The sequence below is a fragment of the Natrinema hispanicum genome (assembly GCF_004217335.1).
GTDB lineage: Archaea > Halobacteriota > Halobacteria > Halobacteriales > Natrialbaceae > Natrinema > Natrinema hispanicum.
Genome location: NZ_SHMP01000009.1, coordinates 29,956 through 55,817 on the forward strand (window position 1 = coordinate 29,956; position 25,862 = coordinate 55,817).

General features: G+C 56.4%; 28 protein-coding genes and 2 pseudogenes. 18 read left to right on the plus strand and 12 right to left on the minus strand.

Features of this window, described 5'->3' with window-relative positions:
* Positions 1 to 145: 145 nt before the first annotated feature.
* Both BDK88_RS19155 and BDK88_RS19160 read right to left on the minus strand, forming a co-directional pair.
* Positions 146 to 1,081, minus strand: coding sequence for a transposase (locus BDK88_RS19155; protein ID WP_242611734.1), 936 nt, complete (start codon positions 1,079 to 1,081; stop codon positions 146 to 148).
* Positions 1,082 to 1,432: 351 nt separating this feature from the next.
* Positions 1,433 to 1,711 carry a HalOD1 output domain-containing protein gene (locus tag BDK88_RS19160; protein WP_130501761.1) on the minus strand — a complete coding sequence of 93 codons (279 nt, stop codon included), beginning with the start codon at positions 1,709 to 1,711 and terminating at the stop codon, positions 1,433 to 1,435.
* Between the two features lie 203 nt (positions 1,712 to 1,914).
* Here BDK88_RS19160 and BDK88_RS19165 point away from each other — a divergent pair, with 203 nt between their 5' ends.
* The 5 genes and pseudogenes from BDK88_RS19165 (at position 1,915) to BDK88_RS19185 (ending at position 5,250) form a co-directional block, all read left to right on the plus strand.
* Entirely contained in the window at positions 1,915 to 2,388 is a 474-nt protein-coding gene (locus tag BDK88_RS19165; RefSeq protein ID WP_130501762.1) for an Lrp/AsnC family transcriptional regulator, read from the plus strand.
* Between the two features lie 5 nt (positions 2,389 to 2,393).
* Positions 2,394 to 2,756 (plus strand): annotated as a pseudogene (locus BDK88_RS19170) (transposase); the annotation flags it as partial.
* Between the two features lie 35 nt (positions 2,757 to 2,791).
* Positions 2,792 to 3,622: pseudogene (locus tag BDK88_RS19175) on the plus strand (IS5 family transposase).
* Between the two features lie 125 nt (positions 3,623 to 3,747).
* Positions 3,748 to 4,206 (plus strand): hypothetical protein, encoded by a 459-nt coding sequence (locus BDK88_RS19180; protein ID WP_165397010.1) that lies wholly within the window; start codon positions 3,748 to 3,750, stop codon positions 4,204 to 4,206.
* Between the two features lie 696 nt (positions 4,207 to 4,902).
* Positions 4,903 to 5,250 carry a 2Fe-2S iron-sulfur cluster binding domain-containing protein gene (locus BDK88_RS19185; RefSeq protein ID WP_130501763.1) on the plus strand — a complete coding sequence of 116 codons (348 nt, stop codon included), beginning with the start codon at positions 4,903 to 4,905 and terminating at the stop codon, positions 5,248 to 5,250.
* Between the two features lie 56 nt (positions 5,251 to 5,306).
* Here the strand turns inward: BDK88_RS19185 and BDK88_RS19190 are convergent, their stop codons facing one another.
* The 4 genes from BDK88_RS19190 to BDK88_RS19205 form a co-directional block, all read right to left on the minus strand.
* Positions 5,307 to 5,504, minus strand: coding sequence for a PIN domain-containing protein (locus BDK88_RS19190; RefSeq protein WP_207225354.1), 198 nt, complete (start codon positions 5,502 to 5,504; stop codon positions 5,307 to 5,309).
* 169 nt (positions 5,505 to 5,673) lie between these two features.
* The gene (locus BDK88_RS19195; protein ID WP_130501764.1) at positions 5,674 to 6,519 is read right to left on the minus strand and encodes a DUF2250 domain-containing protein; all 846 of its coding nucleotides are present in this window, start codon (positions 6,517 to 6,519) and stop codon (positions 5,674 to 5,676) included.
* Between the two features lie 540 nt (positions 6,520 to 7,059).
* Positions 7,060 to 7,368 (minus strand): hypothetical protein, encoded by a 309-nt coding sequence (locus BDK88_RS19200; RefSeq protein ID WP_242611735.1) that lies wholly within the window; start codon positions 7,366 to 7,368, stop codon positions 7,060 to 7,062.
* 262 nt (positions 7,369 to 7,630) lie between these two features.
* Complete coding sequence (locus BDK88_RS19205) at positions 7,631 to 7,867, minus strand: hypothetical protein (RefSeq protein WP_130501765.1); 237 nt, start codon at positions 7,865 to 7,867, stop codon at positions 7,631 to 7,633.
* Positions 7,868 to 8,119: 252 nt separating this feature from the next.
* On the opposite strand from BDK88_RS19205, the gene BDK88_RS19210 reads away from it, so the two are divergent.
* The 9 genes from BDK88_RS19210 to BDK88_RS19250 all read left to right on the plus strand — a co-directional run bounded on the left by BDK88_RS19210 (position 8,120) and on the right by BDK88_RS19250 (position 17,331).
* Positions 8,120 to 9,661, plus strand: coding sequence for a glycosyltransferase (locus tag BDK88_RS19210; protein WP_130501766.1), 1,542 nt, complete (start codon positions 8,120 to 8,122; stop codon positions 9,659 to 9,661).
* A complete protein-coding gene (locus BDK88_RS19215) occupies positions 9,654 to 10,931 on the plus strand; it encodes a polysaccharide deacetylase family protein (RefSeq protein WP_130501767.1) in 1,278 nt (425 codons plus the stop codon). Before BDK88_RS19210 ends, BDK88_RS19215 begins: the two co-directional genes overlap by 8 nt.
* 460 nt (positions 10,932 to 11,391) lie before the next feature.
* Complete coding sequence (locus BDK88_RS19220; RefSeq protein WP_207225340.1) at positions 11,392 to 11,817, plus strand: hypothetical protein; 426 nt, start codon at positions 11,392 to 11,394, stop codon at positions 11,815 to 11,817.
* A gap of 13 nt (positions 11,818 to 11,830) precedes the next feature.
* Positions 11,831 to 12,406, plus strand: coding sequence for a carboxymuconolactone decarboxylase family protein (locus BDK88_RS19225; protein WP_130501768.1), 576 nt, complete (start codon positions 11,831 to 11,833; stop codon positions 12,404 to 12,406).
* Between the two features lie 92 nt (positions 12,407 to 12,498).
* Entirely contained in the window at positions 12,499 to 13,488 is a 990-nt protein-coding gene (locus tag BDK88_RS19230) for a sulfite exporter TauE/SafE family protein (RefSeq protein WP_242611736.1), read from the plus strand.
* Positions 13,489 to 13,582: 94 nt separating this feature from the next.
* Positions 13,583 to 14,446 carry an SDR family oxidoreductase gene (locus tag BDK88_RS19235; RefSeq protein WP_130501769.1) on the plus strand — a complete coding sequence of 288 codons (864 nt, stop codon included), beginning with the start codon at positions 13,583 to 13,585 and terminating at the stop codon, positions 14,444 to 14,446.
* Positions 14,439 to 15,413 (plus strand): patatin-like phospholipase family protein, encoded by a 975-nt coding sequence (locus BDK88_RS19240; protein WP_130501770.1) that lies wholly within the window; start codon positions 14,439 to 14,441, stop codon positions 15,411 to 15,413. The genes BDK88_RS19235 and BDK88_RS19240 overlap by 8 nt, the downstream gene beginning before the upstream one ends.
* 221 nt (positions 15,414 to 15,634) lie before the next feature.
* Positions 15,635 to 16,732 carry a DUF3179 domain-containing protein gene (locus tag BDK88_RS19245; RefSeq protein ID WP_130501771.1) on the plus strand — a complete coding sequence of 366 codons (1,098 nt, stop codon included), beginning with the start codon at positions 15,635 to 15,637 and terminating at the stop codon, positions 16,730 to 16,732.
* Complete coding sequence (locus tag BDK88_RS19250) at positions 16,729 to 17,331, plus strand: hypothetical protein (RefSeq protein WP_130501772.1); 603 nt, start codon at positions 16,729 to 16,731, stop codon at positions 17,329 to 17,331. Before BDK88_RS19245 ends, BDK88_RS19250 begins: the two co-directional genes overlap by 4 nt.
* A 107-nt stretch (positions 17,332 to 17,438) precedes the next feature.
* Here BDK88_RS19250 and BDK88_RS19255 read toward each other — a convergent pair whose 3' ends face one another.
* Together BDK88_RS19255 and BDK88_RS19260 are read right to left on the minus strand one after the other, a co-directional pair.
* Positions 17,439 to 18,458 carry an NAD(P)/FAD-dependent oxidoreductase gene (locus BDK88_RS19255; protein ID WP_130501773.1) on the minus strand — a complete coding sequence of 340 codons (1,020 nt, stop codon included), beginning with the start codon at positions 18,456 to 18,458 and terminating at the stop codon, positions 17,439 to 17,441.
* Positions 18,455 to 19,819, minus strand: a complete 1,365-nt coding sequence (locus tag BDK88_RS19260; RefSeq protein ID WP_130501774.1) for a dihydrolipoyl dehydrogenase family protein — start codon at positions 19,817 to 19,819, stop codon at positions 18,455 to 18,457. The genes BDK88_RS19255 and BDK88_RS19260 overlap by 4 nt, the downstream gene beginning before the upstream one ends.
* Before the next feature lie 136 nt (positions 19,820 to 19,955).
* Between BDK88_RS19260 and BDK88_RS19265 the strand changes: the two genes are divergently transcribed.
* Positions 19,956 to 21,362, plus strand: coding sequence for an FAD-dependent oxidoreductase (locus tag BDK88_RS19265; protein ID WP_277613493.1), 1,407 nt, complete (start codon positions 19,956 to 19,958; stop codon positions 21,360 to 21,362).
* 27 nt (positions 21,363 to 21,389) lie between these two features.
* Here BDK88_RS19265 and BDK88_RS19270 read toward each other — a convergent pair whose 3' ends face one another.
* From BDK88_RS19270 to BDK88_RS19285, 4 genes are all read right to left on the minus strand, one after another.
* A complete protein-coding gene (locus BDK88_RS19270) occupies positions 21,390 to 21,989 on the minus strand; it encodes a helix-turn-helix domain-containing protein (RefSeq protein WP_130501776.1) in 600 nt (199 codons plus the stop codon).
* A 62-nt stretch (positions 21,990 to 22,051) separates the two neighbouring features.
* Positions 22,052 to 22,324 (minus strand): hypothetical protein, encoded by a 273-nt coding sequence (locus BDK88_RS19275; protein WP_130501777.1) that lies wholly within the window; start codon positions 22,322 to 22,324, stop codon positions 22,052 to 22,054.
* Between the two features lie 624 nt (positions 22,325 to 22,948).
* A complete protein-coding gene (locus tag BDK88_RS19280; RefSeq protein WP_130501778.1) occupies positions 22,949 to 23,323 on the minus strand; it encodes a winged helix-turn-helix transcriptional regulator in 375 nt (124 codons plus the stop codon).
* 140 nt (positions 23,324 to 23,463) lie between these two features.
* Complete coding sequence (locus tag BDK88_RS19285; RefSeq protein WP_242611737.1) at positions 23,464 to 23,982, minus strand: hypothetical protein; 519 nt, start codon at positions 23,980 to 23,982, stop codon at positions 23,464 to 23,466.
* 372 nt (positions 23,983 to 24,354) lie between these two features.
* Between BDK88_RS19285 and BDK88_RS19290 the strand changes: the two genes are divergently transcribed.
* From BDK88_RS19290 to BDK88_RS19295, 3 genes are all read left to right on the plus strand, one after another.
* On the plus strand, positions 24,355 to 24,618 hold the full coding sequence (locus tag BDK88_RS19290) for a helix-turn-helix domain-containing protein (RefSeq protein ID WP_130501779.1): 264 nt from the start codon (positions 24,355 to 24,357) through the stop codon (positions 24,616 to 24,618).
* A 95-nt stretch (positions 24,619 to 24,713) separates the two neighbouring features.
* Positions 24,714 to 24,890 (plus strand): hypothetical protein, encoded by a 177-nt coding sequence (locus tag BDK88_RS21410; RefSeq protein ID WP_165397011.1) that lies wholly within the window; start codon positions 24,714 to 24,716, stop codon positions 24,888 to 24,890.
* Between the two features lie 413 nt (positions 24,891 to 25,303).
* Positions 25,304 to 25,729, plus strand: a complete 426-nt coding sequence (locus BDK88_RS19295) for a CopG family ribbon-helix-helix protein (RefSeq protein ID WP_130501780.1) — start codon at positions 25,304 to 25,306, stop codon at positions 25,727 to 25,729.
* Positions 25,730 to 25,862 lie beyond the last annotated feature (133 nt).

Sequence of the window (25,862 nt, forward strand, 5' to 3'; positions counted from 1 at the left end):
CGTTACTATCCGTGACGGTAGCAATCGATCCAGAGAGTGGAGGACCGATTGAGAGAGCGAAGGAGCGCCGTCGAACGGCGCTCCGAAGCGTTATCACTCTGTGGTTACTTCCTAACCGATTAGCTCGGTCGTCTGGAGTGGAATTCTACCCGTAGTCAGTTGGAAGCACGAATTCACGGAAGATCTTCGTCGAGAGTGGTGGCTTCCCAGGAATTGTGCCACCGGTGACGAGGACGTTCGCTAGAACCCAGAGGTTGTACAGCGCGACTGTAAACAGAAAGTAGAACAACCGCACCGAGAACGTCGGCGATGACGTTCTCGGAAGAAAGTCACCGATCTGTCGGTATGAGGTTTCGATCCCCCATCGGCGGCGGAATGCCGCCGCGTACGCTCGTGCTGCATCAGGCGCTATCTCTCGGTTTGTGACAAACCACACGTGTTCATTCTCTTTCGAGCGGTGTGGGACAGCAAAGACTGTTACAGCCACCGACGCAGTCGGTTTTCGCTTTCGTTGCATGAGATAGTCATCAACGACCGTCTCAGCGTCGGCGCTGAGACGGTCTTTCATGCCCTTGCTTGGACGCGCACGAACGATGTAATCGACACCAAGTTGTTCCAGTTCCGCGACAACGTGAACCTGATAGAAGCCGCGGTCAAGATAGACGTGTCTAAGCGAGACATACTTCTGGGCAGTCTCTAACAGGGTTCGAACGGCTTCGCGCTTGGCGCGGAAGCCGTTCTCTTCGAGCGGGAGCACTGCAAGCGTAAACCGTGTTCCAGGTGCCACGATATACAGTGTCGCAAAACAATACGTCCGAGTCGTTCTCTGGTCTGGATAGGTGATGAGAACGTGGTCTGTCTCGGCTGAGCCATAGAATCGCCATTCGTGAAGGTCGATCGCAACGTCGACACAGCTTGGTAACAGCCGACGTTTCCGAAGAACTTCGAAGAGATCGTCCCGGACGCCATCGAACTGATCATCGATGGCGTCCGCGTCCAGATTCCGCAGGTGGTAGAGGAGCGATTTTGTAAGCGGATTTCGAGCTGTGGACGTGACGTCAACCGGCTTATCTTGGTTCAACTGGTGTGTTTTTCCGCCTGTGTTGGCGAATTCCTGCTCGAAAGCGATACGAGAGAGGACTTTCGAAGTCCTCTCTCGTGTACATCCCACAGGGCTTGATCTCAAAGTCAAGTTCTGGATAAAGAAGAGCTGATGCAGCTTGACAGACCTGTTTTGCTTCGGTTGTCTTCACCATAGACAACCTACCAGCAGTGTCGTAAATTAGGTTCGGCGTCTACTGTTTACGGCGAGGAGGATGTCACTGATGGATATCGTGGATTAAGTACGAATGAAGAATCACTGCGGCTTCCTCTGCGTATTCGCACTCTCCTGAGAAGACGAAGTTCCGAGGGGAGTACTCCTCAAACCTGCTCACTGTTCAGAAAAGGACTCGGGATTCTCCATCGATTTGTCTCCATCCTGGACTGAGATGCTCACTGTGGGATCGTTCCGGATCTGAACGACGTAGTCCAGGTATGTGAACTCGATTTCCACCTGACTGGTGTTCGAGTCCGCATCCTCCTGAACGAGCGTGTCCAGTGCCTCCGGATCGATGACGCTGAACAAGGGTGGGGATAACTCGGTCGGCGAGACGCCCTCTTTCCAGGCTACCGCCTCGACCACCCGATGCGACGTGACGTGTGAAACCATCACCCTCCCTAAGATGGGATAATATATAAATATTTGCTCGAATGTTCCATATTACGCAAATATAATCCCAGTATGTGCAAAATTCGCAGTTCTGCTTTCGAATGAGCAACCTCGGTGCGTCGCCCTCGCTGTGTGATACACCGACTGTGTGGATTCCCGCGCACGGACGAAGATTTACGCAGATGGCGGGTTTGTACGAAGCTATGAGTGAAGCCGCACTCGACGATGTCGATCGTGGGATCCTGTTCTTGCTACAGAAGGATGCCCGGAACATTACGATTGCCGAAATCGCAGAGAAAGTGGACGTCTCCGCCAGCACCGTCCGCAACCGCATCGAGAACCTGGAAGAGACAGGTATTATCGAGGGGTACTTCCCAAAGATCAACTACGAGCTGGCGAACTACCCGTTGCACGTGCTGTTCGTCTGTAGCGCCCCCGCCGACGAGCGCGAGGAGTTGGCCGTCAACGCACTGGAGCACCACGGGGTAGTCGACGTCCGAGAGATGCTCACCAGCACGCACAACATCTACGTCGAGGTCGTCGCCACTGACACCCGGGACCTGACCGAAATCACCAACACCCTCGCTTCGATGGGCTTCAGTATCGAGTCCTCCGAAATAGTCACCAATCACTACACTCGCCCCTGGGCTGAATTCGAGTTCGACGGAGACGAGTAGTCCAACTGGCCGACGGTCAACAGGAGTCGCTGACCGTCTATACTGACGACTTTCGCGCGTACGAACCGCTTGAAGAAGACGAGGCGTTCGACCGTGAATACGTCGTCCACGGTGACGGTGAATACGTCGATGAGGTACACGTCAACACTTGCAAGAGCTACGCGTTGCTGACGCGGCGGTTGCTCTCCTCGTATCAAGGCAGCTCAAGGGACAAGCTAACGCAATATCTCAGAGCGTTCCAACTGTGGCGAGAATTATATCGAAAACAGGGACGAGAAAACGCTCAAATACGCTATCTGAATAACGCTTTGAAATTAACAATGTGCGGCTGTGTTGAATCACTAGACGGCGGCGGAATGGTTCGCTAAATCGAAGGTCTTGAAGCGGGAGACTTCAGTTGTTCATGACCCAAATCTCCCGCTTCATTGGAGCAGTTGTGCCGATTGCTCAAAACGTTACTGGCGATGGAGACGAATCCGCCGCCCCGAAGGGTGGCGGCGGATTCGCCGACTATGCCCTCGTTTCCCTGCATTGTCTGCGGATTTACCTCGATACGTCCTACCGAATGACGATTGACCTGCTGAAGGAGATGCCACAAATAACCGGGGAGATCGGCCTCAGCACGGCCGATCTCCCCTCACCATCCACGTTATGTAAGGCGTTCGACCGGATCAGTATGAGCGTCTGTCGAGTGTTGCTGCGCCAATCGGCGCAGTTACACGATCCATCCGAACACGCTGCTATCGACGCAACATTCTACGAACGTGATCGTGCGAGCCGCCACTACTGCCAACGAACGAATTACCGCGTTCAAACGCTTAAAGTCACAAAACTCGTCGATACAGCAACGCAAGCCGTTCTTGATCTCCACTGTTCGACGACGTTAGAAGGAAGCGACGCAGACCTCGCCTAGCAGATCGCCCGCCGGAATGCGGGCGATCTGCGGTCACTTGCCGCTGACAAAGGCTATGACAAGCAACAACTCCGAGAACGACTACGTGAACTCGACATTCGCCCACTGATCAAACACCGGATCTTCGCTCCGTACGATCACGCACATAACGCCCGCATTGACGACGATCGGTACGCTCAGCGGTCAATGACCGAAACCGTCAACTCAGCTGTCAAGCGCTCGCTCGGCTACGCCGTGCGAGCGCGTACCTGGTATCGAGAGTTCCGTGAAATCGCCTTGATGTGTGTCGTCTATAACATCAAGCAGGCCGTCAAACAATGAAATCCACCGCCGTATGGCGATTCAACACAGCCGAACACACCGACTGTGGCGGTTCCTATGCGACGGTGTCTATATACTGTTCATAGCAGCGTTCATATTTCTCGATATTGTTCTCTGTAACTTAGATGCCCTCCATAAACCGACGAACGTTGCTTGCCAGTTCGACCGCGGCACTCATCGCCACCAGTGGCTGTACTGCCCTGGGTTTATCTCCGAATTCAAACAGGGGAGAATCCGATCCACATTGGGTAACAATGTATCTGGGTGATCGTGACGAAACTCACGACGTTACTGTCACGATCACAAACCCGGAGGGGGACATCATTTTTGAGAAAGACTACCAACTCTCAGATAGCAATGAGGCTGACGAAGATGCGACGTTTCCAGCATCGACTGCACCCGAGACCATCGTCGTGACTGTTGACGGAATGCGATTTGAACGCGACTGGCCAGGTTTCGAGCAACCGCCACTCCCATGTGATGGCGCAAATGAGGCGGGTGTTGAGATATATATTGAGAACGCTCAGGACGGATCACCGGATATTCGCCTTGAGGCAGACTGTCAATCTCTTCCAGGAGAGTAATAGCATCCCTGCCGAGACGGTTGTGCTCTGAATAGAACGAGAGATACTATGGATACTCGTTCTCTCCAGCGACGATTGGAAGCCGTAGTCGTCTTTCAGCTACTGATTGTCTGTCTGCTTAGCGCCCTCTCCTTTGGACGGAGCTATGCGAGTGAATCTTTCCCTGGTATCTCGAGTTTCGCTGTTGTCGGAGCGCTTCTGCTAATTAGCTACTTCCTCCGTCTGTTATAGCACGCTGACTACACTGCTTTTATCAGATTGGGTTCAACTCTGGTCGTTTGTTGAATACAGCAACCTCTTTTACCGGGAGCATCGGCTGGCGTCTGCGACGCCAGCCTCAACCCCCGGCAAACCCCGTTGATGTTGTCAGAACGCAGCGCGTTCTGACTGCTAATCAGAACTGTAACACAGTTCTGATGATGCCAAACGGCCGCCGTCGCGGGGTTTCACCCCGTCCCGGCGGATGCTAATCGCTACCCGCAGCGGTAAGTTCACACTCTGTACTGAACGTTACTCCACAGCCGTCTGTCCGACTCTGTAGCAATTCTCGGACACACTAACGCCGACCCGGAAGTTGTCGGGCATTCGGCGCAGCGAGTCTGGGACTAGTCTCGGCAGACTCTGTGTCGGTGGCTTACTGCTGTATTTCCTATCGTCCCCGATAGAATCATGCGGCATGAGAACGTACCGAAATCTATGGTTGAGAGAATTCCGGTGCAGGTCATCACCGGAAGCGAGGAAACCACTATTCAGGTCGAACCCGGTGCAAACCTCCGAGATTCGTTGCTCGACCACGACTTGCCTGTCTATGGCACTCTTTCACAGTATGCAAACTGCGGTGGGCGAGGTTTGTGTTCGACCTGTACCGTTGCGGTCGATCCTGCGCCAGATCCAACCCACTGGCATGACACCGCAGCAGTTCGGTTCGGCTATCCGCGACTCTCCTGTTGCATCACGGTTGAGCAGCCGATGACGGTCAGGCTCTTGGACAAGCACGTCTGGGGTCAAGTCTTTCCGCGCCAGGTATCTCCGGACGAACCCTGATCGTGGTTCCTGGACTGACCACCCGCTGCTGAGGGCGCAACGACAACTGGGGCAGTTTACTCGTCACGAGGGTTCGTCACTCGCATTTTCGACTCGAGGGCGTCCGTCCGAAAACCAGAAGCTGCAACGACGAGCTGATCGCTGGGCGAGCGAGCAGTCGCCGTGATCATGAGATCTCGAACGGCCACCCGTTCGCCGTTAGAAAGTAATTCATCTTGTAGCCGAGCTGCCTCGAGTGCGAGGTTCTCGTTCAACTCGAGTGAACGGACACCGCTGAAGTGCTGCCGTTCTGCGTTACCATCGGTCTTCCCATGTCCGAGTGTCCCTGCGAGATCCTCGGTCTCCGAATAAAAGTGAAAGCTAGCGTCTAGAATAGTGGCCGTTTCTTCTCCCGAACAGCACGGAAGATTGACAATCGCTAGGTCATCCGCTTCCAACCGATTCGAGCAGATCATCGCCGGTCTCTGTCGTCGCATAGTACGTACGGTCTATCGCTGATCGGGCTTCGCCATCGACTGGCTCACCATCGCACTGCGTAAGGAGTCCCACGCGTCGAAGTGCCCGGTAGAGGTGTCTGACGTACTCGAACTCCATCTCCCACTCTGCAGCAGTCGCACGAGGAGCGTCCGGACCAGTACGGGAAAGTCGCTGGACGACCGCTTTTCCATCTGGGAGGTGTCGTAAGACGTTCACCTTCCCCTCGCGCTCAGAGAGAAATCGGAGAAGATGATCCCCGTCCCGTGACAGCCGGTAGTAGGTGTGATGCTGGCGGACTTCGTCAGCCATCTTCGCCTTGACTCGACGCTGCTTGACAGTTCCAGATTCAACGCGTTCGAGCAACCCCGACTGTTCCATCTCCTTACACAGCGTTCTCACTTGGCTCCGCTCCGCGTCAAGGTGTCCAGCAATCGATTTTGGGTAATTCCCTTCGACAGTATTGAGATGATAGCAAATAAGATACGCAACCGGATCTGCTGGGAGTGGATCCAGTTGATCGGTGATTTGCTGTCGTCGCTCTTGCTCAGCTTCACGTTCGGCGACCTGGTCATATCGCGCTTGAGCGTTCCGCGCTGGATTCGCGTGGAGATCAAGCGCGACATCAATCTCCTCGCCATGCGGCGTTTCGAGTGTAATCTCGATTTCTTCTGTCTCCCAGTGTTTCCCATCCTCGTTACGTGCCCGTTCCAACGCCTGCTCAACCTCCTGGTAGCGAGTCATAATCGTGTCTGCTTCCAGTTTGAGTCGCTCAATCTCCGACTGGGAGGCCATCGTTATTCGTTTAATTACAACAGCTCCGGTTGTTTGAACCCATCTGTTTGGCGAATCGAGTAATACATGCCTGTCGACCACTTAAAATATAAAGAATATAGCTTTTCAGGGACCAATAGCTATTTTATTGGGCAGAAAAGTGGGGTGTCCTGGTTGTGGGGAACAGTATCGTTAGCACTGATTGTGAAGCGCTTGCCACGGTGATCGATTTGCTCGAGCATCAGTACTGATCCGCAGCTTCATCTACTGCAGCATCTCGAGCGGTCCGCTTGGAGGGGCTCGTAGCGGACCTCACAACTGTCCGAACAGAACCGACCAGCATATCCTGCACGATCACGAGCAGGTTCCGGACACGTCGGCATCCGACACTTACCGCGGTCAGTCATCTGGCGATCTCTCGGTTCAGGAGCTGCGTTGTTTCAGTGGCTGTCGACGCGATTGCTGTGTCTCTTCGTCTCATGAGTTGCTACGGTGGACTCCTTTCGAGTCCCCGCACTCCTTTTGGGGATAACCATCTCGAGTGGGGAGATCACGCCACAGTCAGCGGCTGAACGTCCCATCTGACGCGGGGACAAGCCCTGTCCGGATCTCGAGATCGCCCGTCCTACCGTGATTCTCGGACAGGGAGAAAATGACGAACCATTTGTAGAGAACCGGCGAGAAATCGATGGTTGGACTGATACCGTCGATTCGGCCGAGTTGAAAGGACGCATCGGCGATAAGCTCCGTGAGTTCGTCGTCGACATCGAGCCGTGTCGAGAGGGGGAGCTTGTCCGGAATATAATATGGGTGTGGATGAGACTCGCGATAGTGCCCGGGTGCCTCTTCCGGAAGGTCTCGAGTCTGCATTTGATTATACCACAAACTCCGGCCTGTCAATCATATCTCACTTAAACCGATTTGATTACTGGTGTCTGAGACGGGTTTGCTCAAAACACGGCCGGGAATTTGAGAGAACACGGCCTGCAACCTCCCACTCGAGGCGTACTTCGAAGACGAAGTGGGACTTGCCACGATGGGCAGCAACCGACTATCGCGAGAACTGACTGTTGCCCTCGATTGAAGACCACTATCTATCTTAGACGTCTAAGATAGCTATCTAAGACTGCAACTAACAAGGGTTCGTCTGTAACCCGATCCGTTTGATCTCGTCGATGAAGACAATCCCGAGTGGTCGTGGGTGAAGGAGGCGGCCGATCGGTGGCACCGAGTATCTGCCGTTATCGAAAAAGAGGACGGCGAGAAACGAGCACTCGCCTGTGGGGATGTCCTCGAGGACGACGAGATCGAGGAGATGACTATGTATGATCCATCTGATCAGGACTACCAGCCCGTCGAACTGTGCCATGACTGCGCTGCCAGCAGGTAGTGATGTCGACTGATACTGATGTTTCTATCAGAAGCCGCGACCAACGGCAGGAATGTCACTCACTGATCGTCGCGAGGTCCTGCTGATTGCCGTCGCACTAGCTGAGTTCTCAGTCTACTACGAGTAGGCCGATCCTAAACTCGCCGAACACGCGTGGCAACCCACTGCCGCTGATCTTGTCGTCGGTAGCAGGACTATTACAAACATATATAGGATCCAGCCATCAGTTGGATGGGTAATGATATCAGAGGTGCACTAAGAAGTCTCAACGAACAGCGCAGGGAAATCTATGTCTTTGCTCTTTCTGTTCTTGTGTTTGGGCTTCTGCTTTATTTACTTCCCGCGCCACTCGTGGAGATCTGCTTGCTGATCGGGATCCTTGGATTTGCTTACCACATATTCCTCACATACTTTGAGGACTATACTACCAACTTGAAAATGTCTGTAATACCTATTTGGGTCCCCTTCTTTGTTTTATCATTATCATTGTCATTTATGTATATGATGAAGTATAACTACTCTATTCCTCAAATAGTGGTTTTCAGTGCTCTGTTAGTGGTGTTTTTCTATTTCTGGTTTATTATACCAGCCGCTTGGTATCAAAAACACATAAACAAGTCATCTAGCGGAAAGAGATCACCAAGTTCGACTCTCTCAATACTTGTCCCTGCATACAATGAAGAGGAGTATATTGGACGGTGCCTTGACTCCTTGAAAGATAGTCAGTATCCCATCCCCAAGGAGATTATTGTGATTGATGACGGGAGTGAAGATAACACCTACGATGTAGCACAAAATCATGCAACAAACAATGTGAAAATCATACAACAATCAAATGGAGGAAAACATTCTGCGCTTAATGCAGGACTCGAACAAGCAACCGGTGATGTCATTGTTACTGTGGATGCCGACTCTGTTATAACAGAGACAGCACTTGTCCAAATTGTGGCCGATCTAGAAGCAGACGCGAATATTGGAGCTGTAGCAGGTACGGTGAAACTCCTTCGTGTCCAATCTCATGTTGAGAAATTACAAGCTCTAGAATATGCTCTTGGGATTAACACCTTCCGCCGAGCATTTGCAGTATTAGGGTTCGTGAACGTTGTTCCGGGTTGTCTCGGCTGTTACCGGCGAACTGCCCTTGAATCGGTCGGCGGATTTGACGGCGATACTATGACAGAGGATTTTGATGTCACGATTAAACTTCTTAAATCTGGGTGGAATGTACAAGCGAGTGACGCGCTCGTTTATACAGATGCCCCTAGAACATGGAGGACTCTTTACAGACAACGGATTCGGTGGAATTGGGGAAATATTGAGACATTGACCAAACATCGAGATCTACTTTGGGACAAGAGAGTAAATAACCTTACAGGTATCTTGATCCCTTATCAAATTATTTCACTGTTTGTTATGCCTTTTGCGACAATCGTCATTCTCTGGACAATCATTAGCCAATTGGCAATGGGAAATATATTATACGTCGCTACAATGCTGGCAATATTCACACTTCTCCAAATGATTGCAAGCTTATTTGCTCTCGTTTTAGATGAGAATGACGTCTTGTTATGCATTTATGCACCACTTGTAGTGGTGGTATACAAGCATATAATTGATGCAATTATAATAAAGTCACTGCTTGACATACTGCTTCAAAAAGATCTGAAGTGGACGCAATCTCGGGACCATTCGCCAGATAATTCAAAAACACCGGATAGCACGAGGAACAAGACCAACACCTCAACGATAGATATGGAGGCCGAAAATGACTAAGAAGTCTCGTCGAGCATTTCTCGGGACACTTGGTACGGCGATGGGGGGAACATTACTTGTCCGTGAAGGTGTTAGACAAATCCATTCGTCAATTCGGTCTAATTCTCATGGGACAGAAAAACAACCGATTCCCACAGATTCGCTCCGTGTAGATCGCTCCGGTCGTAACATCACGGTTCAACGTGGAACTCTACGTACCGATCTTAATTCAATCGATGCATGGATGTCTCTTTCTGGAGAATTCACCCTTGAAAGAGAATCGATAAATGGTTCTTCGAGCTCTCTTCGTCTTGCCTCGAATCCGATAGGAAAGATAGAGCATGTATTTGATGAACCTTTTAACATTGGTGAAAACACCATCTGTTTCTGGCTTAAGGCCTTAAATAATGTACCAAGCCAAATTCGAATTCGGTTACTCGCCCCAGATGAGCAGAATCAATTGATCACATCACAGTATCTGTCTAAGGATCTTGCTAATACTTGGTTTGGTATCGAGGTCGGTCCAACTAATAAAATTGGTTCACCAGACTCGACGAATATTTCCCGGATGCAGATTGAAGTCGCTGCCGAAGACCAGGCTGTCCTTCTCGACCGATTTAAAACAAAACCCACAGCAGATACAGGGCGTGTAATGTTGATTTTTGATGATAACCGTGCAAGCGTCTCCACTGCCTATGAGGAGATGCACCGACGCGGACTTTCGGGTGCTATCGCCGTTATCCCCGATTTAGTAAATGCAGGGGGCCATCTATCTGCTGACCAACTTGCGACATATCATGCTGATGGCTGGGATCTCCTTTCCCATCCCCAACTTGAGGAGCCGTTACCGATGTACTCCCAGGCACGCCAGCGACAGGAGATTATTCGTGCGAAAGAATGGCTTGTGACTAATGGATATCAGGAAGGTGCCGACCATTTTGTTGCTCCCTTTGGAAAGGTTAGCCCAGACACGCTTGAAATAATCGAGGTTTTTCACTACACTAATTATATGACCAGTGAGGGGTTGAGTGGGACACCCCCAACAGACCCACTCACAATTAATCGGGTTGCAATTGATAATATTTCTCACGTAAAACGGCAGATTCAACGTGCAGCGAGGTTCAATATGTTGGTTGTTCTCTCAGCCCATACAGTTGGAAATCAGAATGATCAGTGGGTATCTCAGGAAGATTTCATTAATATCCTTGATTTCATTAAAGGAACTGATGTTGAGGTTGTCACACCGATAGATTATTGGAAAAACGAGATCTCACGGACCCGTTCGGACTAGAAACGATTCAGCATCGTTCTGTTGAGCAAATTCAGTCGTCGGTTTCCGCTTCAGCAGGTAGTGAGTGGTCGCATATCTCGCCAAGACGCCTCGTGCATCGTGAGTGCGGGCAGTCTCGAGTACGTCAAGAGTGGCGTCGACGTTGATTTCGTGGTTCTGCTGTGGGCCCTCAATCGATTTCTGAACGCTGACAAGACCTACAAAATTGAATAACTAATTGCTGCTGTATGTTTCTGTTACCGACCCGCTTGAGCTACCTTGACCTCCTCACGCTCTAACAATCCCCCTGAAATCTGAATCGGTAACTACTGTTCACGCCGGAGAGGATGTTACAGATCAACGATACTGCTCGAGGGGTGACGTGTGACTGGATGGTCGTACAGACAGGTTGTGGATTGGGTGTGCGACTGAATTTAACGACCGCGCCGCGGCTTAATAGCCGTCGTGCGTCTCAGACAGCATGGCAACCATACGTGCCGGGCTGGCCGGTGGCGTCATCGCAACGATCGGTATGACTCTGTTGATGATTGTGATGGGCGACGATGGACCGCCACCGACAGCACAGTTCGTCTCGACGTTCGCCGATGGTGATCCTGACGACTACGCGATGCTTGGGCTGATGTTGCACATCCTGTACAGCATTGGGGCTGGCGTCGTCTTCGTCGTCGGCGTCCCGTTACTTGGTCTCGAGTTCGGCTCGATCGGGAGTAGCGTGGCGCTCGGTCTCGTCTACGGGATCGTCCTCATGATCGGTGGGATGGCCTTCTGGATGCGAACGGTCCTCGGAATTGAGCCCGACCGTGGCATGATGACGATGTTCGGGACGGTCCACATCGTATACGGTGTCGTCTTGGGTGCAATCGTCGGGGCTGGAATCATCGCATAAGCGAGTGAACCACATGTCACGACTACCCCTGCTCGAACTGGACGACATTCCGGAGGAGTACCACCACTTGTTCACCGATGACTACCTCGGCGACCGCCATATCTTCCGCGCGTGGGCGCACAACCCCGAGGTGCTCGAGGCCACGCTGGAGTATCTGAACACGCTGTACGATCAGCTCGGAGCGAGACGCAAGGAGCTGGTCATCCTCACTGTCGCTCGAGCCCGAGGTGCCCGTTACGAGTGGCACCAGCACGTCGACATCGCCCGCGATAAGGGCGTCACGCTCGAGGAGATGCGAGCGATCGGCGGCGATGATCTTTCCGGGTTCGATGACGCCGAGTTCGTGTTGCTCCAGTACGCTCGGGCCGTCGAATCCGGCACCGTCACCGACCAGATCCACGAGGCGCTCTCGCGACAGTATTCGCCAGGGGAGATCGTCGCACTCGGTCTCCTCGTCGATTTCTACGTCGGACTGTGTAACTACGTCGCCGCCGTCGATCTCCCGTTCGAGGGCGGCGAGTTCGTCGGCTGGATCCCTGACGAGGAGTCGATCGCAGAACTGTTCGATGAATCGGCAGCTGACTCGTGACGACCACAGCGATATCACAACATGATACTTCGGACAGATAGATTCCCGCCGACCGTTTTCGACGACAGTAACGGCACCCGACCTGCCCGTCGATGATCAAAAACCGCACTGCCGTGATCAGCGGCTTCGTCGGTGTTTTCGGGATACTCGTCGGTTCCGCGGCGTCTGGTTTGGCCGGACTCGGACTCGTTGATGTCGTGCTCCAGTCGCTTCCCGTGCCGGCTGGGTTTCCGGTCGAACAGTTTTTCGCCCACTGGTGGGTGTTTCCGGCGTCGATTCTCTTCTCGCTGGTCGCGCTCTCCTCGGGCGTCTCGGGCGCGTTATTTTTCAGCCCGTTCTTCATGCTGGTCGTGGGCCTCTCGCCCTCGCAAGCGATCGGCGCTGGCCTCCTGACCGAAGTGTTCGGCATGGGTAACGGATTGCTGAACTATGTTCGTCAGCGGACAGTCGACTATGCGACCGCGAAGTGGCTCCTCCTCGGTGCAGTGCCGGCCGTGGTAGTGGGGGCGTTCGCCGCCCATCACGTCCCGACGACGCTGCTGACCATCGCTTTCGGAGCCGGGTTACTTCTTCTCGGGACCTTTCTCGTCTACTACGACCCGCCCGAAAAGTGCGTTCCGGGTGAGGGCGAAGGCACGTTCCTCGAAGAGAAGAACACCGGTCGTGGCGAGACCGTCATCGAGACGACCGACGGCGAGACGTTCAGGTACGACACCTGCTGGCGACCGCCCGGTCTCAGCCTCGCGACCGCCGGTGGGTTCATAACCGGCCTGATCAGCGCCGGACTCCCGGAGATCACGACGACGCAGTTGATCGTTCGGTGTCGACTCCCACCCAGGGTGGCGATCGCAACGAGTGTGTTCGTACTCGCCATCGCTGCGATCGCCGGCGCTGCTGTCCACGCGCTCGCTGCCACACCGGTCTGGTATGTCGTTGCTTGGTCGATCCCTGGCGTGCTGATCGGCGGCACCGTCGGGACGCGGGTCGGCAAGTACGTCCCCAGCGAGATCATGGAACCGGCGCTCGGCATCGTGTTCGCGATCGTAGGCGTGATGGTGCTTGGGAGCGAGGTACTCGTCTGAGTCGTGTCCACTCGAGCGCGTTGCCGATCCTCGCCGTGTATCTGTGGGACACAGCCGTTATAACACTATATGTGCTGCCCGCATAGCCCTGCGTATGTCTCCCAGTGAGGTCGATCTCACCGAACCGACGCTTACGACCGACGACCTGCTCGTTCTCGAGGATCCACACTTCGGCCCCGAAACCACGGCCGTCGTGACGGGGGCCGCATCTGGCATCGGACAGGCGACTGCGGTCGCCCTCGCAGCGAACGGTCTCACGATTGTCGGTGCCGACATTGACGAGGACGGCCTCGAAGAGACGACGGAACTCGCCGAGAATCTCGACGTGCCGGGCAAGATTCACTCGGTTCCGACCGACCTCACCGACGACGCCGATGTCAAGGCGATGATCGACGCCGCGGCCGAAGAGGGTGAGCTTCGATACGTCGCGAACATCGCGGGGATGCAACACATCGCGTCGATCTCGGGGTTCCCGATGGAGAAGTACGACCTGCTGCTGGACATCATGTTGCGGGCACCGTTCCTGACAGCGAAGTACGCAATGGCCCACGTTCGTGCCACCGACGACGGCGTCGGTGCCATCGGAAACATGTCCTCGGTCCACGGGAACTATGCGACCCAGGACAAGCCTGCCTACATCACCGCGAAACACGGGCTGCAGGGGCTCACTCGAGCCATCGCTGCCGAGGGCGAGGGGACGCTTCGTGGGTTCTCGGTCAGCGTCGGATACGTCCTCACGCCGCTCATGGTGAATCAGATCGAAGACACGGCCGCGGAACGCGGCATCTCCAAGCAGGAAGTCGTCGAAGACGTGATGCTCGGGCAGGCCCGGACGAAAGAGATGATGACGCCGGCCGAGGTGGCGAACCTCTTCGTGTTCGGGTTTTCCCGGCACGGCAAACATCTTAATGGCGGTGACATGCTCTGGGATGGCGGCTACACGACGACGTATGAGTGAGGGCGACCCGACGCGTGTCGCCATCGCCTGTCAGGGCGGTGGCAGCCATACAGCGTTCACTGCGGGTGTCCTCCGAACGCTGCTCGCAGAGTGGGACGACGCGTACGACCTCGTCGGGATCAGCGGTACGTCCGGTGGCGCGTTCAACGCGCTCGGGATGTGGTACGGGCTTGTCACTGGCGATGCCGACCGGGCGCGTGCGATCCTCGATGGACTCTGGACTGATCTAGCAGCCGACGGGGGACAGGATCGCTGGCTTAACTCTCTGGTGACGACGATTTCGCGACTGGAGAGTGCCGGTTTCCCGCTCCCCTCGATCAGTCCGTATCAGGTACTCGGACCGGAGGTCGGGAAGCAGCGAATCAGAACGGTGCTCGAGCGACATATCGACTTCGACGCGATCCCGGACCTCTGTCAGAAGCAGGTCCCGGAACTCGTGATTGGGACGGTCGACATCAACGCTGGCGTCTTCGAGACGTTCGTCAACGAAGCGGTTACCGTCGATGCTGTCCTCGCATCGGCGGCGGTTCCGAACCTGTTCGAGGCTGTCGAGATCCACGGGCACCTCCACTGGGATGGCCTGTTCTCGCAGAATCCTCCGGTTAACGATCTGATGGGGCTTCCGCCGGAACGCAAACCCGAAGAGTTGTGGATCATACAGATAAACCCTCAAGAATTCGAGGGTGAACCTGGCACGTTAGACGTCATCGCCGACCGGCGCAACGAACTGTCGGGGAATATCTCCCTCAATCAACAGTTAGGATTTATCGAGCGAGTCAACGAATGGATCGCGGACGGAAAACTCCCCAACGACGAGTTTCAGCAGACGACGATCCGCCGTATCCATATGGGAACACGATTTCACTGCTCGACGAAGGTCGACCGTGATCCGGCGTTTCTCAACGAACTCCGGTCTCTGGGCAATCAACGAGCCCGCGAGTTTCTGGACTCGAGACTGGGCTCGTGACGAGGGCAGTCTCGAGCATTCGACCTCGAGCGGTCCGATCATGAGGCCGGCGTGCAGCCCGCAGTCGTCGTGTCGCCGTCCCGGTTCGTCGGTTGCCACTCGACGCTGTTCTCCGCGGCAGAGACGGCCGCTCGGAACGTCCCGTTCGGCGAGAACGCTGCTGTGTGTCGGTCACACACGACTGACGCTCGGTTATGAGTGTCGCGCTCCAACCGACGAGTATGCCAGAGAGATACGAGAGTGTGGGCGTCTCCCGGCGGTGTTTCTTCGGTGCGGTCGGCGGCGTTGGCCTCGCTGCGCTCGCTGGCTGTCTGGACGGTTCCTTCGCGCCCATCTCGGGCGATGACGGGAGTGCGATCACCAGCGCTCCGCCCATGGTCGACCGGTCGCTCCCCGAGGCATACGCGACCGACGAACTCGACGAGGCGAGTTTCTCCGGCGGCCCGGGCAAGGACGGTATCCCCTCGATCGACGAGCCCGAGTTCGCCACAGCCGACGATCCGCCCGCGAGGCTGTCGCCCGACGATCCAGTCTTCGGCGTCGAACTGAACGGCGACGCGAAGGCGTACCCCCAGTACGTCCTCGTATGGCACGAGATCGTCAACGATGTCGTGGGTGACGAAGCTGTCGCAGTGACATACTGTCCGCTGACCGGGACGACGCAGGGGTTCTACCGCGGAGCGAGCGAGTTCGGGGTCTCCGGCCAACTCGTCAACAGTAATCTCATCATGTACGACCGCGGGAGCAATACGTGGTGGTCGCAGGTGCTCGCGCGGGGGATCCGCGGCCCACACGAAGGAGCGTACCTGTCGGAGTTTCAGGTGACGTGGACGACGTGGAGACGGTGGCGCGATCGACATCCGGAGACGACCGTGTTGGCCGAGAATACCAGCCACGTCCGGGATTACGGCGGCGATCCCTACGGGCAGTACAACCCCCGAACCGGCTACTACGACGACGAGAGCTTGCTGTTCGACCCGCTGGCTAGCGATGACCGATTCCCCCCGAAGAAAATCGTCGTCGGGGCCCGGAGCGCCGACGGGGCGCTGGCCGTTCCCAAGTCGACGCTCCGAGAGCGCGGGGTCGTCGTCGGCTCAGTTGGCGACGTTCCCTACGTGACCGCCTACGACGAGGGACTCGATACGGGCTACGTCTACCGCAACCCCGACGCCCGGTCGGTCGCGTTCGACGGCAGTGCACTCATCCTCGACGGCGACGAGTACGAAGCGGACGGGCTCCCGCTCGAGCGCGTGATCGGAGTTGACGCGATGTGGTTCGCCTGGTACGGCTTCTACCCCTCGACGGAGGTCCACGGATGAGCACCTGGACTCAGTTCGACCCAGCGCCGAGGCGGCGGGTCGACGAGACGATCGCCGCGACGGCGCTCGTCGTCAGACGCCGCGATTCGCTGGCGGTTGCCACCTTCGTCGGGATCGGCTACCTCGCGGCTTTCCTCTGGGCCATCGGCGACCTCGCGATGCGACCCAGCGTTGCCCCGAACCTGATCGTCGTCGACGATCCACTGGTTCGGATGGTTCAACGGACCGGCCCCGCGTCGTTCGAGGCCGTCGCACTGCTCGACACCGGCGTCGTCCGACTTCTGGTGTCACCGATCGATGTTACGATCGGGCTTGCGATAGCCGGCCTCGTCGGCCTCAACCTCGGACTGACCTACCTCGCAGTCGTCCAACCGGCGACCTGCGGGATCGGAGCTGGCTCGGGGCTGCTCGCGTCGATGCCGGCCCTGCTGTCCGGGACAGTCTGCTGTGGCCCCGTCATCCTGATCGCACTCGGGATACAGGCGAGCGGCCTCCTGTTGACACTGTTCGCCTGGCTGTTGCCGCTCGGCGTGGTGCTGCTGCTTGCCAGTCTGGCGTACATCGCCGGGAGGGTTGACATCGCGACCGCATCGAGCTGAGATCGATTACAGCGGCGCTCGAGCCCCCTCATACGGACTTTTGGCAGTCCTGTCGGGCTCGTGACCTGCCATGTGAGTGTGCCGGAAATCAGTGACAGGGAACCGTTTCAGTCGTAGGTGTGGAAATCGACCGCCTGCTCGAGCAGCTCGTCCGGTATCCCCGGGACTTCCGCCGAGCGAACCGGCCCCTGTTCGTCGAGGATGTCGGAGTCCCGCGGGAAATCGCGCAGCTGAAAATGGACGTCGATCCCCGCTTTTGCGCCCTGGCCCATTCCGATGGGAACCTGGTTGTGGCCCGGCGTACAGTCGCCGACGGCGTAGACGCCCTCGACGGAGGTCTGCCCGTGATCGCCGACCTCGATCGTCCCGTCGTTGTTGATTTCACAGCCGAGTTCGCGGGCGAGGCCATTGTTGTACTCGGCACCGTACATGGCGAACCCGCCCTTGTACTCCCGGACAGTCCCGTCCTCGAATTTAAGCGCTTTCAACCAGCCATCGTCGCCGTTCTGTACGCCTGTGACATCCTCGTGGACGACATCGATGGGGTGGCGCTCGAGCATAGCTGCCGTCTCATCGCTCCACTCGGGGTCGTCGCCGCGGGTGAGCAGGTCGACCTCGTCGGTGAAGTTTAGCATGATTCCCGCGACGTGGGCCGTACTCTCCGAGTGGCCCATCACGTAGACCGACTTGTCGACGAACATGTGGGCGTCACAGTGCAGGCAGTAGTGGAGCCCGCGACCGGTCCGCGGCAGCGGCGGTTCCGGGCGGACGTCGTTGAACCCCGTCGCGAGGATCACGATCTCTGCGTCGTAGTCGTCATTGTTGCCCGATAGTCGGATCAGTCCCTCCTCCTCGCGGGAGCACGAGCTGACCATATCCTGGTAGAAGTCACAGCCGTATGCCTCGAGTTGTTCCCGCCCGATACCGAGGAATTCGGCACCGCTGGTTTCCTCGCGAACGCCCAGCAGGTTATGAACTTCCTGCATCATCGCCGCCCGACCGCCGCCACGACTGACGACCGCCGTCCGATGACCCAGTCGCGTGCTGTACAGTGCCGCCGTCATCCCTGCAGGCCCACCACCGACGACGATCACCTCATACTCGGTGGCCGTCTGCGACTCGCTCATTGTCGCGTCGCCTCTCGAAACGCGGCCTCGAGGACCTTGCTCAACGTCGGATGTGCGTGGATCGTTCCGGCCACGCCGTCGACCGACAGGTCGTGTCGCATCGCGAGGACTGCCTCGTGAAGCAGCGTCGACGCCTCGTCGCCGATGGCGTGGACGCCCAGAATTCCGCCGTCCGGGTCGGCGAGTACCTTCACGAATCCGTGCTCGAGCTTCTTCGCTCGTCCCATCGCCGAGTCGCTGTAGTCGGCCTGTCCCACGACGTACTCCCTGTCGTCGTCCTGAAGCTCCGTCTCGGTCGCGCCGACACCGGCGATCTGGGGGTCGGTGAAGATGACGTGGGGCATCGCCGAGAGGTCGATTGCCCTTCGCTCCTCGTGGACGACGTTCGCGACTGTGTGCCGCGTCTCGTAGTCGCCGGAATGCTTGAACAACGCGTTCCCGGCGACGTCGCCTTGGGCCCACACGTTCTCGGCGCTCGTCTCGAGATACTCGTTCGTCTCGATAAATCCACGATCGTCGACGTCGATGCCTGCCGCCTCGAGCCCTAGCTCGTCGCTGTTCGGCCGTCGGCCGAGTGCAACGAGCACCTCGTTCCCTTCGACGGTCAGTTCCCTGCCATCCGCCGTCTCTGCGTGGACGGCGTGGCCAGCACTGCGCTCTTCGACGGCGGTCACGCGATGGCCGGTGTAAACGTCGTGGCGCTCGGCGGCGAGTTCGGTGAACGTTGCAGCGATCTCGTCGTCTTCCCGAGGCACGAGCGAGTCCATCATCTCTACGATCGTTACCGCGGTGCCCATCGACTGGAACACGTACCCCAGTTCCACTGCGATGTACCCGCCACCGAGTATGACAAGGCTCTCGGGCGGTTCGCGGAGGTAGAGGGCGTCCTGACTGGTGAGGTAATCGATGGTGTCAAGGCCGTCGATCGGCGGGACGATCGGCCGGCTCCCCGTAGCTACGACGACCTTCTCGGCGGTGACGGTCTCGCCTCCGAGCTCGAGCGTTCGCTCATCGACGAACTCGGTGTACTCCGTAACCAGCGTGAGATTGTCCGTTTCGCGGTACCGATCTTTCATGTCCTCGGCAATCCCGCCGAGCAGGTCGTCCATCTCGTCGACGACAGCGGCGTGATCGATTCCATTGAGGGTGGCATCGACGTGGAACCGCTCGGCCCCACGGACGTGATTTACAGCGTTTGCCGCCTGAATCAGCATCTTCGAGGGGTTACAGCCCCGATTCAAACACGTTCCGCCCAACGGTCCCGGCTCAACCAGTGCGGTGTCCAGCCCAGCGTCGGCGGCAGCCGCAGCGACGTTATTCCCGGTTCCTCCGCCGACGACGATGACGTCGAAATTAGCCATAGGTACAGTACTGAACAGTAGCTGTGGTAAAGAACCCCGTGCGCCGGTTCAGTTCGGTTGCACGCCCGTGAGGCGGGTTGGAAACCAAAGTACACACTCGAGCCGCAGTTATACCCGTTCCCGCAAAGTTCGATTCGTGAGTACGTTCGTTGTCGTTGGCGGTGACGCCGCAGGGATGTCAGCAGCAAGCAAAGCAAAACGCGACGATCCGGCCCTCAACGTCGTCGTATTCGAGCGAGGGCAGTGGGTCTCGTATGGGGCGTGTGGCCTCCCGTACTACATCAAAGGCGAGATACAGTCGCTCGACGACCTCGTCTCGGTCACGCCCGAGCAGTTCTGCGAGCAGCGGGATATCGACCTCAGAACCGGCCACGATGTCGTCGATATCGATCCGACGACGCGAACCGTGACGGCCCGCGCCGACGGCAACGAGATCGTCCAGGAGTACGACCACTTGCTCGTAGCGACCGGCGCGACTGCAGTCACGCCGCAGATCGATGGGATCGACCGAACGGGCGTCTACACGCTCGGCTCGATGTCGGATGGGAAGGAGCTCCGCGAGTACGTCAGCCGTGCTCGGAGCGAGGGGGACCTCCAACAGCCCGACCGTGGTCCAGCGTGCCAGTTCCTCGAAACATGCAATGGCCCTGTCGGCATCGTTGGTGGTGGATACATCGGCGTCGAGATGGCCGAAGCGTTAGCTGCGAACGATTTCGAGGTTCATCTCTTCCAGCGTGGCGATCGCGTGCTGAAACAGTTTAGCGAGGCCACGAGCGAGACCGTTCTCGCCCATCTCGAGGAGCAAGACGTCGCAGTCTATCTCGACACGGAAGTCAAAGCACTCGCCGGAAACGAGGCGGTCGAGGCTGTCGTGACGACCGACGAGCGTGTCCCCGTCGAAATGGTGCTCGTCGGAACCGGTGTTCGTCCACGGACAACGCTCGCCGAGGCTGCTGGAATCGAACTCGGCGAGACGGGCGCGATCGCGACCGACCGATATCGGGAGACGAACCTGCCGGACGTCTACGCAGCAGGAGACTGCGCGGAAGCTGAGCATGTTGTTACAGGTGAGCCGATGTCCGTCCCCCTTGCGTTGACTGCCAACCGACACGGTCGAGCGATCGGCCAGACGGTCGCTGGCAACCCGACCGAAGGTGGTGGTATCGCGGGGACGGCTGCGGTCAAAGCCTTTCACGTCGAGGCGGCTCGAACCGGGCTCCTCGACTACGAGGCTCGCGAGGCTGGCTTCGATCCGATCACGGAGACGATCGACGCGAAATCACGCGCTGGCTACTACCCCGAGGGTGGAACAGTACGCGTGACGCTCACTGCCGACCGTCCATCCGGACGCGTGTTGGGCGGCAGTCTTGTTTCCGAGTACGGCGAAGGTGCTGTCCACCGAAGCCACGCACTCGTTGGGGCGGTTACCGAAGGTATCACCGTCGCCGAACTCTCCGACTACGATCTCGCATACGCGCCACCGTTCAACACGACCTGGGATCCCGTGTTGACCGCAGCGAAGGTACTCGAGGGCAACCGATAGTCCCCGGTTCGTCGCGCGCAGTCTCTGTCAGCCGTCACGTCCTGAAAACGATTCCCAGAACACGTCTGGTAGCTTTTGATCGGGGTTCTCTTCGAGATAGTCCTGTTTGGTCAGGTTCGCATCTTCGATGAGGGCAGCTGCCTCGCCAGCCCAGACGTAAAACCCGATCAGGGTCTCGCGACGCATGCGCTCGAGATCGACCGAATGATAGACGTTAACGACACCGCCCGCTTCCCGGTTTAGTTCCGACCGCCGGAGGAGCCCGAGTTCGACCAGTTTGTTCAGATACCGGGTGACTGTACTTCGGTCGTACCCGAGCGTCTCGGCCACTTCGTTCGCCGACAGCGGGCCCTCTCCGATGACACACAGGCAGATGTCCAGTCCGGCTTTCGGGAGCCCGAAGGCCTGGAGCAGTACCTGCCTGACATCCGGCGGCTTGACGCTCATTTCCACGTCAGTCACGCGTTCCATCGGTTTGTCGTGACAAGACACCGGCGGATCGTCGCGACCGAGGACGAGGACGACGTTATTACAGTCGGGACACTCGAAGAGATCGTATCGTGTGGCTGATGGATCGTACTGGACCTCTTGTGGTCCTTCGGGGTCGGTCGTCTCGCTATTAGACATTTGTTTCCAGTGCCTCCGTCTAGGACATCGTTAGGTGGGCACGTGCTAAATACTAACTCATCTCATTTATCCGGATTTATCGTCTCCGGATCAACGATCACTAGCTCGTCGAGGTCGAGTTCGAGCAGTTCTTCACCAGTAACTGTCACTCGGACGCTCCCGTCCGATCGGATCCGAGCCAGTTCGCAGTCCGCCAACCCGTGGAGGTGGGATTCAATCGTGCGTTCGTCAGCTTCGAGTGCTGCTGCGAGCGCACCAATCGTCGTCGTTTCTCGCGGATCGCTATCGCTGGCTGTCGCGAGTTGCTCGAGCACCGCTCGTCTCGTTACTGCCATGGCGCTCGGAGCGCTGTCCACACTAGTGGTTCGTCACGCCTGACGTTGCGGGTCGAATCGATCGCGGTTCTCTGGTTCGACTCGCACGTCGACGCGTGACGGAGTACTAGCCGTGGTGGTCCGTTGGGCTGGACGGACGTTCTCATCGGTCCACTCTCGATGGAGTTTACAGAGATGAATCTCGCAGTTCGTTTCCCTCGCTTAGAGCGGCTCTTGTACATAATCGCTCCGCCTCGAGTCTAATCGTCCGTGCGTATGAGCCCTCACGTAACTCTCGCCACGGCTCCCATCTGGCCCGTAGTCCAGTTCCTGACCGGTGTTCAGGATCGCGTTGGGTTCCATGCCCTGTGGGCTTGAGACAGCAACTCGTCGCATTCCAGAAGCCGTCCGGGAACGACTGTTGCTCACGGAGTGAGCTTCTCTTGGTCCCTCGAATCGTGATACGTCGTGAGAAGCGCTCATCATGAGATCTCACTCCCATCTACATTAGCGATAACGTTTCGTATAGGTTCGTCGAGAGTGCAAGTCAGTCACAATATCGACCTCAATTGAGAGATCATGGACTGTAGATCCTCATATCCTAACGGCGGCCGGGATCCCACATCGGTCATGTCGGAGGACGTATCAAGCGATCGAGCTTTCCTTGTCCCGTGCAGCCGTCAGGTGTTCCTGTCCCCACGTAGCCATCTCCTGAATCACTGGCTCTAGCGATTTCCCGTGTTCGGTCAACGAATACTCGACTCGAACCGGTTTTTCGCTGACGATCGACCGCTCGATCAGCTGTTTGGCCTCGAGATCCTCGAGTGAGTCCGAGAGCACTTTGCTCGAGATCCCGCCGACTTCTTCTTTCAGTGCGTTGAACCCAAGCGGTCCGTTGGCAAGCAATCGATGGAGAATAACGGTGTGCCACTTCTTGCCGATCAACGTCGCTGTGGAGGTAACAGGACACCAGTCTTCGCCTGCACACCACACTTCCAGTTGCTCAGTCGACTCGCTCATATCTGTACACTAGTGCTGGAACAGTATATAGTTACGTGTTGTAACCAAGTTACTAGTCAATACTATTCTTTGTCGGTCGATACGTCCTGCTCACGTGTACGTTCCCCGAGTGAGTGTGATACGATACAAACACTCATACGCTACTTACCCTCGTCGTGAGTGTCGTCTCGAGCAACGAGCGCATACGCCAGCGCAACGGGAACGGCGTAGACGACGTGGCCGACGAGGCTCACGATCGTGCCGGGAACTGCGACGTTCGGGAACGGCGGTGCACCGGGGAAGCCGAGCGTCGAAAGCCAGATCGGCATTACGAGGACCGCGAGAGCGGCAGTTGTCAGCACTCCGTAACCGATTCCGAGTCCGATTGCAGGGCCGATGCGCTTCGCGGGGTCGGCAAGCGGCCCGAACTGAACGAGTGCGACGTAGGCTAGGCCGAGGACGACGCCGTGAAACTGGTGGATCGCCCATCCCGCGAGCAAGGCCGGTCCCTCAATGCCGTACATTGCGGGGATCGCCATCTCGAGCATCGGTGCCGGGATGACATACTGCATGATGAGGCCGAAGAGGACGCTGCCAACGAAGCCGCCAATCGCTCCTGCTGCCCAATCGACGGGCGTGACGGTACTAATCGAAGTTGTCGTTTGTGCTTCAGTGGCCATGTTTGTAGTTACCTTCAGTAACTTCGTTCGCGACCGCCCCACATAATTGTAAGCTAAGCTAGAGGTAATGCCATTACCCAGCAGTAACGTCGATTCGTATCGAAGGAGAGAGCCCTCCGAAGGCTGCCATCTCTCGAGTTTCCCCGATTGAATTTCTGGGAGCTGAGCCGCCGGAACCTATCCAATCGGGCTATCGGCGAGTGCCAGGCGGAGATTCCGCCATGTCGAAAGTAATCATGTAGTGGTCCTTCAGGTCCCTACTCGATGAGCGCGTCGACGAACACGTCTCTGCTCGGGTGTGACCGTTACGGTCGTGTATAGTCGTTGCATCGGCGCTGAAAGCATATGTGACGACACGAGCAACGTAAAATCATGACTCACGTTCCGGACCAACTCTACGACCTTCCACCGAGTGGCAAACTCGTATTGAAAGTTCTCGACGTCAATGGTGAGATGACGCAGAGTCAAATCGCAACCGAAACTCGGCTGAGCAAACGGACCGTTCGGTACGCACTCGATGCGCTTCGGGATGCCGGCGTTCTTCGTGAACGAATATATTTTCGTGATGCGAGACAATCGCTCTACTCGATTTCCGACTCGGTGCTGACAAACGAGCCGACGTCCGTGGACGACTGAGTTTTCGGTAACCTCCTAACGAGGTGGTTCGCGAGTGCTTATACGTTACCAAGTGTAACCTAGTAGTGTAAGGTAAGCAATCGAGGAGAGATCCCATGTCCACAGATACAACACACCGCGACCAGCAGCCAACGATCGGCGTCGACGCCGCCCCGCTCGAGCACTATTCGGCTGTCCAGACGGAAACCAACCAGTTGATCGTCTACGACGAACAGAACGAAGACGCCTGGATTCAGTCGGACGACTGGATCGACGCACTCACAGTGGCGTGAGCAACTGGATTTCGGACAACAAGTGGAGAATCGACTGGCAGTTCAGCATTTTCGAGGTGGGGCTTCCGGCCTCAAGTTGTGTGGGACCTCCGGTCCCGCTGACCATTCGAACGGGCGCTCTGCGCCCGTGCGAAGAGAGCGACCGGCTTCACGTAGTTCTGTTCAGCAGTATGAGACAACAGTGGATGAGCAGCACTGCTTTACATCCGCATGAATGTTACTCGCTTGTGTATCAGTAGCGAATAACCGTCGAGACTTCGATGAATCTGTCGGCGATCTCTAGTGGAGTGCGTTTTGACCCACCATACTAGTAATGCTTATATTGCTGATAGGTTTGTAACTTCATAGGAAATATACCAAAACCCTGTTCTTTCGATAATAGCTTTTATTATATTTGAAGGTCAATTTATCATATGGGAATCGTCAGCGTGTCCATGCCGGAGGATCTTCTTAAAGAGATCGACGAACTCGTCGAGATACACGACTATTCGGGACGGAGTGAGGTATTCCGGGAAGCCGGACGGAAACTGATCCGGGAATTTCAGGACCAGTCACTCGAAGATCGGGAAATCATTGCTATCGTGACAGCACTATTCCCTTACGATAGTCGGGCAGTGGAGACGAAAATGACTGAACTCCGTCACACGCATGCTGATGCAGTTCGGTCGAACTCCCACAGTTGTATCTGTGATGACCGGGGGTGTGTCGAGACGTTCATTATTGAAGGCGATCTCACTGATGTCTCGAAATTCGTGCGCGACGTCGAAGCGACGAACGAAGACGTACAAGTCAAATATTCACTATTTCCCGTTGACTCGATTCAGCAACCCACATTGTGATTTGTCGTTATACGGTGATTCTTACTGCAACGCCCCTGTTCTGAGTGCTCGTCAGGCAACTCGTATCGATTTTCCTACTTTCGATTTCGTACAATTTTCCAGTTTCACTTCTAATATTGTGAAAATAGTTCCA

Excerpts from the sequence above, each read along its gene's own strand:
- BDK88_RS19180 (WP_165397010.1), top strand. The coding sequence starts at position 3,748 with ATGCCCTCCATAAACCGACGAACGTTGCTTGCCAGTTCGACCGCGGCA.
- BDK88_RS19260 (WP_130501774.1), bottom strand. The coding sequence starts at position 19,819 with ATGGCTAATTTCGACGTCATCGTCGTCGGCGGAGGAACCGGGAATAAC.
- BDK88_RS19235 (WP_130501769.1), top strand. The coding sequence starts at position 13,583 with ATGTCTCCCAGTGAGGTCGATCTCACCGAACCGACGCTTACGACCGAC.
- BDK88_RS19270 (WP_130501776.1), bottom strand. The coding sequence starts at position 21,989 with ATGTCTAATAGCGAGACGACCGACCCCGAAGGACCACAAGAGGTCCAG.
- BDK88_RS19215 (WP_130501767.1), top strand. The coding sequence starts at position 9,654 with ATGACTAAGAAGTCTCGTCGAGCATTTCTCGGGACACTTGGTACGGCG.
- BDK88_RS19295 (WP_130501780.1), top strand. The coding sequence starts at position 25,304 with ATGGGAATCGTCAGCGTGTCCATGCCGGAGGATCTTCTTAAAGAGATC.
- BDK88_RS19275 (WP_130501777.1), bottom strand. The coding sequence starts at position 22,324 with ATGGCAGTAACGAGACGAGCGGTGCTCGAGCAACTCGCGACAGCCAGC.
- BDK88_RS19240 (WP_130501770.1), top strand. The coding sequence starts at position 14,439 with ATGAGTGAGGGCGACCCGACGCGTGTCGCCATCGCCTGTCAGGGCGGT.
- BDK88_RS19285 (WP_242611737.1), bottom strand. The coding sequence starts at position 23,982 with ATGGCCACTGAAGCACAAACGACAACTTCGATTAGTACCGTCACGCCC.
- BDK88_RS19165 (WP_130501762.1), top strand. The coding sequence starts at position 1,915 with ATGAGTGAAGCCGCACTCGACGATGTCGATCGTGGGATCCTGTTCTTG.
- BDK88_RS19225 (WP_130501768.1), top strand. The coding sequence starts at position 11,831 with ATGTCACGACTACCCCTGCTCGAACTGGACGACATTCCGGAGGAGTAC.
- BDK88_RS19205 (WP_130501765.1), bottom strand. The coding sequence starts at position 7,867 with ATGGCACAGTTCGACGGGCTGGTAGTCCTGATCAGATGGATCATACAT.
- BDK88_RS19200 (WP_242611735.1), bottom strand. The coding sequence starts at position 7,368 with ATGCAGACTCGAGACCTTCCGGAAGAGGCACCCGGGCACTATCGCGAG.
- BDK88_RS19280 (WP_130501778.1), bottom strand. The coding sequence starts at position 23,323 with ATGAGCGAGTCGACTGAGCAACTGGAAGTGTGGTGTGCAGGCGAAGAC.
- BDK88_RS19230 (WP_242611736.1), top strand. The coding sequence starts at position 12,499 with ATGATCAAAAACCGCACTGCCGTGATCAGCGGCTTCGTCGGTGTTTTC.
- BDK88_RS19220 (WP_207225340.1), top strand. The coding sequence starts at position 11,392 with ATGGCAACCATACGTGCCGGGCTGGCCGGTGGCGTCATCGCAACGATC.
- BDK88_RS19290 (WP_130501779.1), top strand. The coding sequence starts at position 24,355 with ATGACTCACGTTCCGGACCAACTCTACGACCTTCCACCGAGTGGCAAA.
- BDK88_RS21410 (WP_165397011.1), top strand. The coding sequence starts at position 24,714 with ATGTCCACAGATACAACACACCGCGACCAGCAGCCAACGATCGGCGTC.
- BDK88_RS19195 (WP_130501764.1), bottom strand. The coding sequence starts at position 6,519 with ATGGCCTCCCAGTCGGAGATTGAGCGACTCAAACTGGAAGCAGACACG.
- BDK88_RS19250 (WP_130501772.1), top strand. The coding sequence starts at position 16,729 with ATGAGCACCTGGACTCAGTTCGACCCAGCGCCGAGGCGGCGGGTCGAC.
- BDK88_RS19160 (WP_130501761.1), bottom strand. The coding sequence starts at position 1,711 with ATGGTTTCACACGTCACGTCGCATCGGGTGGTCGAGGCGGTAGCCTGG.
- BDK88_RS19255 (WP_130501773.1), bottom strand. The coding sequence starts at position 18,458 with ATGAGCGAGTCGCAGACGGCCACCGAGTATGAGGTGATCGTCGTCGGT.
- BDK88_RS19185 (WP_130501763.1), top strand. The coding sequence starts at position 4,903 with ATGGTTGAGAGAATTCCGGTGCAGGTCATCACCGGAAGCGAGGAAACC.
- BDK88_RS19245 (WP_130501771.1), top strand. The coding sequence starts at position 15,635 with ATGCCAGAGAGATACGAGAGTGTGGGCGTCTCCCGGCGGTGTTTCTTC.
- BDK88_RS19210 (WP_130501766.1), top strand. The coding sequence starts at position 8,120 with ATGGGTAATGATATCAGAGGTGCACTAAGAAGTCTCAACGAACAGCGC.